Origin of the sequence: Psychromonas aquatilis (genome assembly GCF_038155185.1) — a bacterium.
In the GTDB taxonomy this organism is placed as follows: Bacteria; Pseudomonadota; Gammaproteobacteria; order Enterobacterales; family Psychromonadaceae; genus Psychromonas; species Psychromonas aquatilis.
In genome coordinates, this window is sequence record NZ_JBAKAZ010000073.1 from 1 (window position 1) to 10,504 (window position 10,504).

The window sequence follows — 10,504 nt, forward strand, 5'->3', positions numbered from 1 at the left end:
ATATTTTTAAACAATCAGAAAGTCGATACTAGGTGTGCTTTGCTAGACGCTTACACTGCGCGTATAGCATATGACACCTTTATTAATATGTAGGTAATTTATCTTGTTATTGTTGCCTCTTCATTAAGAAATAACGATAAATCGCTCACATAAAAAATAAACAAAGATCGCCGTTAGGGGGAAAACTGAAACACACTTGATATGCATCAATATTGCAGTGTACGAATTTGAAAGCCATTGGAGAGTGGCGTGGGTATCCATAAAAAAAGAGATAAACGAGAGAGGGGCTCGTTTATCTCAATGCTTACTTTGTGTTGATTAAAGCTGTTATTAAGAGAACTGGCTCATTGTATTATTTTCACCAGAAGCTTTTAACGCTTGGTCACCAGAGAAGTACTCTTTATGGTCATCACCAATGTTAGAGCCAGACATATCTTGATGTTTAACTGATGCAAGTGATTGTCTTATCTCTTGGCGTTGAACGTTCTCAACATAAGCTAACATCGCTCTAACACCAAAGTACTCTTTTGCTAAATTATCTGTTGATAAAGCAGCGGTATGGTAAGTTGGTAATGTAATAAGGTGATGGAAAATACCTGCGTGTTTAGACGCGTCTTTCTGGAAGTTTTGTATTCTCATATCAGCTTCTTTTGCCAGCTCTGTACCATCATAATTGACAGCCATTAGACTACTGCGTTGGTAAGCACTGGTATCTTTACCTTCTTTTTCCCAAGTATCAAACACTTGCTGACGGAAATTCAATGTCCAGTTAAATGATGGACTATTGTTATAAACTAGCTTCGCGTTAGGCACTACTTCTCGAATACGGTTTACCATGCCTGCAATCTGTTCTATGTTAGGTGTTTCTGTTTCAATCCATAATAAATCTGCGCCATGTTGTAAAGAGGTAATGCAATCCAGCACCACACGGTCTTCACCTGTATTTGGTTTAAAGCGTACTAATCCATTCGCAAGACGTGTTGGTTTAATTATTTCTCCACCACGACTTAGTACCATATCGCCTGAGTTTATATCGCTTAATGAGTTTACTTTTTCACCGTCAATGTAAGCATTATATTGCTCCGCTAAATCACCTTCGTATTGCGATACTGGAATTTTTTGTGTTAAACCTGCACCTAATGAGTCCGTACGAGCAACAATGATACCGTCTTCAACACCTAGCTCCATAAATGCATAGCGAACGGCATTAATTTTCGCTAGGAAATCTTCATGCGGCACCGTTACTTTACCATCTTGGTGGCCACATTGTTTTGCATCTGATACTTGGTTTTCAATCTGAATACAACATGCACCTGCCTCAATCATTTTTTTCGCTAATAAGTATGTTGCTTCTTCATTACCGAACCCTGCATCAATATCTGCGATAATAGGTACTACATGCGTTTCAAACTCATCAATTTGTTTTTGTACTGCTCGTTCAGCAACTTGATCACCACTACTTTGTGCTGTTTCTAACTCATTGAATAAGTGATTTAATTCACGTGCATCAGCTTGTTTTAAGAAAGTGTATAGCTCTTCAATTAACATCGGTACTGATGTTTTTTCATGCATTGATTGGTCTGGTAGAGGACCGAACTCAGAGCGCATTGCCGCAACCATCCAACCAGATAAATACAAGTAAGTACCTTTGGTCGTGGTGAAGTGCTTCTTAATTGAAATCATTTTTTGCTGGCCAATAAAACCGTGCCAGCAACCTAAAGATTGTGTGTAATTATCACTATTTTCATCATAAGATTGCATGTCTTCACGCATAATTTTAGCCGTGTAGTTGGCGATGTCTAGCCCCGTTTTAAAGCGATTTTGTAAACGCATACGTGCAATATATTCAGGATTAATTGCATTCCAAGTTGAACCTTGTTGGTTTATAAATTGGCTCGCGTTATTCATTTCAGTTTTGTAATTCATCATAGTGACCTCTCAAATTATCATTAAATTATTAATAAGTGATTGTTAATGTATAGTGAATAAAAAATGCCTAAAATTGCTGCTTTGCTAGTAATCGGTACTCATGTAATAGTGGTTCTGTATATCCATTTGGCTGTTTATGTCCCTCCAATATAAGTGCTTTTGCTGCCTGAAATGCGAGGCTTTTTTCTGTGTTAGGGCTCATGTTTTGGTAACCCGTTACACCTTCATTTTGTTTATCAACGACTTTTGCCATTCTTTCCATTACCTGGTTAACTTGCTGCTGAGTACATACGTTATGCATTAACCAGTTGCTAATATGCTGGCTTGAGATTCGTAATGTCGCACGATCTTCCATTAAGCCAATATCATTGATGTCTGGTACTTTTGAGCAACCAATTCCCATCTCTATCCAGCGCACCACGTAACCAAGAATTCCCTGTACATTGTTGTTAAGCTCTGTCTCTATTTGCTCTGCAGTTAATGTCATGTCCGCGGGCATAATAGGCATCGTTAAGATGCTGTCTAAGCTTGCTGGCGTACGTGTTAAAATGGTGTTTTGCTGCTCAAATACATTTACTCGGTGATAATGTAAGGCATGTAATGTTGCTGCCGTCGGAGAAGGTACCCAGGCTGTATTTGCCCCTGATTTAGGATGTGCAATTTTATCCTTCATCATCTGCTTCATTTCATCTGGCATTGCCCACATACCTTTACCTATTTGTGCTTTACCTGAAAAACCACAACGCAATCCAATTTCCACATTATTATTCTCATAAGCGTTAATCCATGGCTCATTTTTAATCCCAGATTTAGGGTAAAAAGCCCCAGCTAACATACTGGTATGGATCTCATCACCGGTTCTGTCTAAAAATCCAGTATTGATAAATACAACGCGTGATTTTGCTTCATAAATACATTGTTTAAGATTAACGGTTGTACGACGCTCTTCATCCATGATCCCGAGTTTTAATGTGTCTTTTGGCAGATTAAGCATTAGCTCAATACGGCTAAATAAATCACAGGTAAAACGAACTTCTTCTGGTCCATGTAGTTTTGGTTTTACAATATAAATGCTGCCAGAGCGGCTATTTCTAAAGCAATCATGCTCACTCTTCTGTAGATCAAGGCTACCGATAAGTGCAGTGACAACACCGTCTATAATGCCTTCTGGTGCATTGTTACCATCGATATCTTGTATTAAATCAGTGCCCATCAAATGGCCAACATTTCGCACTAACAACACTGATCTGCCAGGTACACGATAAGCACCACCTGATTTAGCTGTAAAATTTCGGTCGTAATTTAATTTACGTTGCACTGCTTGGTTGTCTTTCGTGAATGTCACTTCAAGATCGCCGCGCATTAAGCCTAACCAGTTACGGTATGCTTCCACTTTGTCATTACTATCAACGGTCGATACTGAATCTTCGAAATCCATGATAGTTGTTAGTGCTGATTCCATTTGAATATCATCAATACCTGCATTATCTGTTGCCCCTATTTTTCCTGTTCGGTCGATATGTAGACCTACATGTAAACCATTATTTTTAAGTAATAAGTAAGTTGGTGAGTTTTTAGACCCATCAAATGCAACAAATTGACATGGATCTTTTAAGCCACACTCTGAACCATCAGCAAAAAAGGCTAATAGGTGCTGGTAATAAACTAAGTAACTTGTAACGTCATGATGAGAGCCACTATTAAGCGGGAATTGCTCATCTAAAAAGTCTTTTGCATTATCGATAACGGCTTGTCCACGTTGTGGGTTGAATGCTTTGGTGTTGCTTAACTCGCCACTGTTATCAATAATATCGGTGCCATAAAAGGCATCGTATAAGCTTCCCCAGCGAGCATTTGCAGCATTCAAAGCAAAGCGAGCGTTACTAACGGGCACCACTAACTGTGGACCTGCCATGGTTGATATTTCAGGATCAACGTTTTCTGTTTCAATCGTGAAGTCATCAACCATTGGTGTTAAATAACCAATGCTTTGTAGAAACTCACGATAAGCCGCTTGAGACGCCTGAGGAGAGAAGTCGCTACTCTGAGGGTGCTCTAGATGCCACTGATTGATCTTGTTTTGCATTTGTTGACGCGTATTTAATAGCACTGTATTGCTGTGTGAAAAGTCATTAATCAAGTTATTCAAATCAGCCCAAAAGTTGTCATTATTCAATGATGTTTTTGGTAAAACTTCATTATTGATGAACTGATAAAATTCAGGATTTATTAGGCATTGTTTCTCTTGAGGTAAATTCATATTGTCTCTCCTTGTTACTATCAACTCAGTTTTAAGTGTGTATAGAAAAACCACCTGGCGCACATTTATCGAACTATTGTTGCTGGTTTGTTAATCAGTTGTTGCTACTATAAATAAAAAATTAATATAATTTCACAAAGAAAATTACACAGAGTAAATTTTACAAAATGGCCATCAAAAAAAGTTTAGCGAGACAATCTCACTTCTTAGGAACCAAGATTCGCAATTTACGAAAACGTAATGGTTTAACCTTAGAGGAGTTATCATCAAGGTGTATTAAACTCGATGCGGAGTACGGACCATCTGTGTCTTATCTATCCATGATTGAGCGTGGAAAGAGGATGCCTAGAGAAGAAATGCTGGAAGTGATTGCGACAGTATTTCAAAAGAAACCTGAATGGTTTTTAGATGATGCCGCCGAAGCACAAGATATTACCCCGAATAAAGGCAGTCGTGGTGGTATTAAAGGCATGCCTTTAGAGCCTAGCTTTTTGTTTTCAAATGAAATTTTACAGATTGCAATACCTGAAATGTTAGCTCAAACAGGCACAACAGGGCGGCAATTTGCTCACCTATTAATTCGTGCTCATCAAGAGCATCATCAAAATCACTTTCCTGATTTAGAGCGAGCTGCTGAAGAAGTTGGTTTGAAAAAAATGCCTTTGCATGTGGATGATTTAATTGAGATAAGTGAATCAAGGGGGTTGAAAATAAGTTGGTTTACGCGTTTACCCAAAAATGAAAAGATGGCCAATCTCGGCAACAAAGTAGTCACTTCTTACTTTAAACCTCCTCGTACTGTGTATATTAATAATATTTTAAAAAAAAATACCACCAGGCTTAAGTATGAACTTGCCGTGCATATTGGTCATAATGTGTTACATAATAGTGATGGTCAAAAAAATATTATGGTTGCCGGAGAGCAAACGCAGTACGATACAGAAAAAACCATAAATCCTTCCTCTAACCAACTCGATGCTCAGGATATTTTGCATGCATGGCGTGATTTTGAATGTAGTTTTTTTGCCGCTGCATTGCTTTGCCCTAAAGTGCCTTTTCGACAACTCTTAGATCAATACGGTTACGAAATCGATATTTGTAAAAAAATAGAGGTCTCTGAAGCGGTTGTTATGCGACGTATGACAGGTGTTTCAAGTTATCCTCATTGGCATTATTTTGACGCATATGGAGAGGGTAAGTTAAAAGCGGTTTACCGAGGAAATGGTATCCCATTACCATGGGGAAATATGACTATCGCGCATGATCCTTGTAAACATTGGTCGGTCTTTAGAATGTTACAAAATCAAGATGAAGGAACGGCTGCTCAATTTTCTATTTTAAGTGAAAATGGCGTTGCTAAAATTTATTGCTGTGAGTCTATTAAGGTTTTTGATCTTAATAAAGCCAGTCATGTTTTATGTACTGGTATTGATTTAAATCCTGCTATAGAAGCGCAAGGGCACGACGCTGTTAGTCTAGTCAATGAGTTACAGCAAGTGTGTATCAGTAATGGTGGTTCGAGCAAAATTCCATTAAAAATAAGAAAAATTTTATTAAGTGTTGCACGTGTGCTGAATATCAACTGGATAACTCGTGGCATTGAACAGGAAGCGCAATTGATTTGTGTTCGTGGAGCGGTTTGCCCTCGTAAACCGAGCTGTTATTGTGAAAAGTCTACTTAAATATGATTGATCCTAACGTTGCATAAAGTGGATTCACTTTTGTGGTTAGTGTGATGTGTGAGAAGATAAAAGTATTAACATAATAGGGCTGAATTAATCATGGATTGGTTAAGTTAGCCCTTCTGTATCTCTTTTACTTTAACGACTTTGAGAGCTAATCATATGAATGAGTTTTACCCTGAAATAGAGCCATACCAACATTTTTTAATGGATGTGGATAGTCAGCATCAAATCTATGTGGAGCAGTGTGGAAACCCTCAAGGGCAACCCGTAGTCTTCCTTCATGGTGGTCCAGGTGGCGGGTGTTCAACTAATGATAGACGCTTTTTTGATCCTGAAAAATACCGCATCATTTTATTTGATCAACGAGGTTGTGGTCGTTCAAAACCACATGGTTGCCTAGAGAATAACGAAACACATTTCTTAGTCAGTGATATTGATGCTATCCGTAAAAAATTGGGGATAGCGAAATGGCATGTCTTTGGTGGTTCTTGGGGATCTACACTCGCACTTGTGTATGCTCAAACTTATCCTGAACAGGTTAAAAGCTTAGTACTGCGTGGTATTTACTTAGGACGATCGCAAGACACTGATTGGTCATTTTCTGGCGGAGGAGCGACGCGTCTTTGTCCTGATTACTGGCAACAATACCTTGCCGCCTTTCCGAAAAATATGGACCTGAGTAATTATAGTGTGCAAATGGCTTACGACATTATGACGGGGGACGATAAAGCCTTGGCTTTGAAGGTAGCTAAAGCGTGGAGTATTTGGGAAATTCGATGTTGTACATTAATTCCTAATCAAGCTTTTGTTGATGCGGCAACAGGGGATCAGCAAGCATGGACATTAGCCCGTCATGAAGCGCATTTTATGGTTAATAATTGCTTTTTATCTGAAAACCAAATATTAGCAAATACCGATAAAATTAAAGATATACCAATGACGATTGTACATGGTCGATACGATATTGTTTGTCCTTTTGATAATGCATGGCAACTACATCAAAAGTTACCACACTCAAGCCTAATCATTAGTGAGGCTTCCGGCCATGCATCCATTGAGCCTAATACCAAGCATCATCTTATTAATGCGACAAAGGCAATGCTTTCAGTTGCTTAATTGAACCGGCTAAATTAATTATCAGATGAATGAGTGGCTGTTTTTTAATAGAGGGTAAGAAATGATCTACGTAATAGCTCAATTTGTATTATTAATGGCAATTGTTTGGCCTGCGAATACATTACAATTTTCATGGTTTGGTTTATTGTTATTTGCGATTTCTACTGTTATTGGGATATTTACATTAATAACCAATAGGCCCGGTAATTTTAATATTCGTCCTCACCCTAAGGAAACGGGGGAACTGATTGTGGATGGTCCTTATCAGTTTATCCGCCACCCTATGTATAGTGTTTTGTTAATAGGTGCATTAGGTGTTCTTTTTTGGCAGTTTAGTCTTTATAAATTAATTTCATGGGTATTATTAGCCATTATTTTGATATTGAAATCACGAAAGGAAGAAGCTGCTTTATGTATACATTACAAGCAATATCAAAGGTATAGAGAAAAAACAAATGCATTTATCCCCTGGGTTTGGTGACAGTGATTAATATTATAAGCTGATCTCAAATTGTAAGCTTTTTAATCATTAAAGGGATTGTTTTAATCCAGTGTTTTGCTGCTTGTATTGCGCTTTAGCCAATCGCATCATCAAGCTTATTATTAAAGCGGTTGGTTACTATCATTTTTTTTGCTATTAAAAATACTCATATTTGCTTTACGTCACATAATTATTAAAAATAAATGCGTAGTTGATTTTACTCAAGCGTCTTTTTGATTGATAATAATATAATACAAATAAGAGCGAGCTCTTCATTTTTAATTTTTGAGCTAATTTATTATTAACAAAGGATCAATTAATGAAAGTATTAACATTTGGCGAAATGATGCTACGTTTAAAACCAACTGGCTTTGAACGTGTTTTACAAACAAATAATTTTGAAGCGTCTTACGGTGGAGCTGAAGCTAATGCAGCAGTTTCTCTTGCTTTATTAGGCCATGATTCTGCTTATTTATCTAAATTACCTGAGAATGCACTAGGTGAAGCGGCGATTGGTACATTACGTAAGTTTGGTGTTGATACAGGTCGCGTTTTACGCGGTGGCCCTCGTTTAGGTATGTACGTATTTGAAAAAGGTAATGGCGCACGTGGTACTGGCGTTGTTTATGATCGTGCTGGTAGTTCAATTGCAACAGCTGAAGCAGCTGAGTTTGATTGGAAAGCGATTTTAGATGAAGTAGGTATTTTCTATTTCTCTGGTGTAACACCTGCGATCTCTGATGAGATAGAAGCGGCATTAAAAGAAGCTTTAGTTTATTGTCAAGCAAACAAGATTACAGTTGTTTGTGACTTAAACTATCGCGGTAAAATGTGGAGTCCAGAAAAAGCACAAAAAGTAATGCACGAATTAATGCCTTTTGTTGATGTATGTATTGCAAATGATGAAGATTTTGAAGCATGTCTAGGTATCAAAGCATTCGATGGTGACCTATCAAATGGTATCGATCAAATAGAAGATTTCCGTGATGGAATGAAAGAGATCACAACACGCTACCCTAACTGTAAAGTAGTGGCAAGTGTATTACGTAACATCAATGCTGTAGAGCAAAGCGACTGGATGGCTATCTTATATAAAGATGGTAAATTCTACGATACACCAGTGCATGATATTAATGTAATGGAAGGTGTTGCAGCGGGCGATGCATTCGGTGCAGGTTTATTACACGGTATGCTTGAAAACCTTGAGCCACAAGAATCAATTGATTTTGCTATTGCGGCAAGTGTTCTTAAATTATCTGTAAGTGGTGATTTAAACTTAGTGTCAGAAGCTGAGATCCGCAATGCAATGCAAAAAGGCAGTAATGCTCGTTTAAGCCGCTAAAACTGCGTGACAACTTTATGTAGTTAACAAGTCTTAACAGCTTAAATATAAAATACTGATGCATGACGATGCATCAGTATTTTTTTAGGTATCAATAAAAACAGATTATTTTTATTGATACCTTTTGTTATTTTATCGTTGGATCTATTTACTTAAAATGGCTGATTTAACATCACCCACATTGAGCTGCCTTCTTCTCCCCACGCTATATCAAAACGAACCGGTGTTTTTGCTGCTAAAGCACGTACACTGAATCCAACATCATATTTTGTACCTTTAAAGAAGGATAGATTATATCGATCGGATACTCGCCCAACTTCAGCAAAGAATACAAATTGAAACCAGTCGATAGGGAATGGGTTCCATTGTTGATCTGCCATAGGGTTAAGTTTTGGAATAAAGCGATATTCAGCTGCACCATATAATGCCGCTTTATCATTGAAACGGTTGCTGTCATAAGCACGCATCCGATCCCAGCCACCTAGACTTGCTCCTTCCCACATCGGCGTTTGATGCTTTTGTAATACACCGTCAGGCGTTAATGTGCGATGGTTATCCCAAGAAGGGGAGTAAGCTGTCCAAGCATTAAGAGCAAGCACACTTTGACGTGTCCAGGAAAGGTTCGGGAGTGCTAGGTAATGCTGATAATCAAACTCTAGTGAATTCCAACTTTGTGTTGAGTTACCGAAGCCAAAGTCAATTGATACAGTCGCTTGAAACGCATAACCTCGTGATGGAGTATGGGGATAGTCAGTATTATCATGCTCTAGAAAAAATCGAATACCATTGGTATTTAACGCAGGGGATTCAATAAATCGGTCAGCCGTCCAGCGGGTATAAAAGAGCTCAGTTCCCACTATTGTTTGCCCGGTAGTAAATACTTCACCACCGCCCATATCATCGCGATTAACTGGGAGCCCTCGACTAAGTTGAATATTAGGTAACGCTTTATGTTTGCTTTCTCCCCAAGGTAAAACGTAGCTGAAGTTAAGGTTAAACCAATTGTTATAACCTTGAGTATGCAATGGTGAAACGCTATTAGTATCGCTTGTATCTAGGTTTTGTTTAGAGTCATTGCTACCGTCAATGTATAAGCGTTGATTGGGGTAATAAGCATATGAGCCTAATGAGCTAATAAATAAGCGGTCTGAAAAAGGTGGTCGATAACCACTAATAGAGTAAGCTCCGCCTGTAGACCTTGCTTTATCTGGGCTACCATTTGGGCCATATTGTGTATCGAGCTCTTCACCAGCAAATGCAGTAAACACCATGGTCATTTGTGGTTGTATATAACCGTCTAATAACAAAACTGCTCCCGCATTTAATCCCATTCCATCAGTGCTAAATACGTAAGGTAATACTAGCCAAGTATTTTGTTTGTCCTCTGAACGGTTTAAGTCTTCGACGTTAAATTCAGTGGCGATGCTAGGGAGAGTCGCAGCGAAACAATATACTGCAAAAATAAAGCGATATTTCATATGTTTAATCCATGTTAATAAATAACCAACACATTAATAACTATATTATATGAGCTTGTGAAAAGAATGCTATTTACATTAATTAATCTTGCCCCTTGTTACTAACAAAATAGGTACTAACCCCGGAAACGACGAGCAAAATTAAATAAGTTATTTCTTTATACCAATTATATTAAATAAGTGATCTAAATTTTGCGCAGGAAAAATGACTGA

Annotated in this window: 7 protein-coding genes; 4 read left to right on the forward strand and 3 right to left on the reverse strand. The window is 38.1% G+C overall.

Features of this window, described 5'->3' with window-relative positions:
• Positions 1–330: 330 nt before the first annotated feature.
• The gene (locus tag V6256_RS13715; protein ID WP_424141069.1) at positions 331–1,926 is read right to left on the reverse strand and encodes an isocitrate lyase; all 1,596 of its coding nucleotides are present in this window, start codon (positions 1,924–1,926) and stop codon (positions 331–333) included.
• Positions 1,927–1,996: 70 nt separating this feature from the next.
• Positions 1,997–4,189 carry a malate synthase G gene (locus V6256_RS13720; RefSeq protein WP_341598795.1) on the reverse strand — a complete coding sequence of 731 codons (2,193 nt, stop codon included), beginning with the start codon at positions 4,187–4,189 and terminating at the stop codon, positions 1,997–1,999.
• A gap of 167 nt (positions 4,190–4,356) precedes the next feature.
• On the opposite strand from V6256_RS13720, the gene V6256_RS13725 reads away from it, so the two are divergent.
• From V6256_RS13725 to V6256_RS13740, 4 genes are all read left to right on the forward strand, one after another.
• On the forward strand, positions 4,357–5,871 hold the full coding sequence (locus V6256_RS13725) for a DUF3612 domain-containing protein (protein ID WP_341598796.1): 1,515 nt from the start codon (positions 4,357–4,359) through the stop codon (positions 5,869–5,871).
• Positions 5,872–6,033: 162 nt separating this feature from the next.
• Positions 6,034–6,990: a prolyl aminopeptidase gene (pip, locus tag V6256_RS13730; RefSeq protein ID WP_341598797.1), complete on the forward strand. Its 957-nt coding sequence runs from the start codon at positions 6,034–6,036 to the stop codon at positions 6,988–6,990.
• 61 nt (positions 6,991–7,051) lie between these two features.
• The gene (locus tag V6256_RS13735; RefSeq protein ID WP_341598798.1) at positions 7,052–7,471 is read left to right on the forward strand and encodes a methyltransferase family protein; all 420 of its coding nucleotides are present in this window, start codon (positions 7,052–7,054) and stop codon (positions 7,469–7,471) included.
• Between the two features lie 319 nt (positions 7,472–7,790).
• Complete coding sequence (locus V6256_RS13740) at positions 7,791–8,813, forward strand: PfkB family carbohydrate kinase (protein WP_341598799.1); 1,023 nt, start codon at positions 7,791–7,793, stop codon at positions 8,811–8,813.
• Between the two features lie 152 nt (positions 8,814–8,965).
• On the opposite strand, the gene V6256_RS13745 is transcribed toward V6256_RS13740, so the two are convergent.
• A complete protein-coding gene (locus tag V6256_RS13745) occupies positions 8,966–10,291 on the reverse strand; it encodes a BamA/TamA family outer membrane protein (RefSeq protein ID WP_341598800.1) in 1,326 nt (441 codons plus the stop codon).
• Positions 10,292–10,504 lie beyond the last annotated feature (213 nt).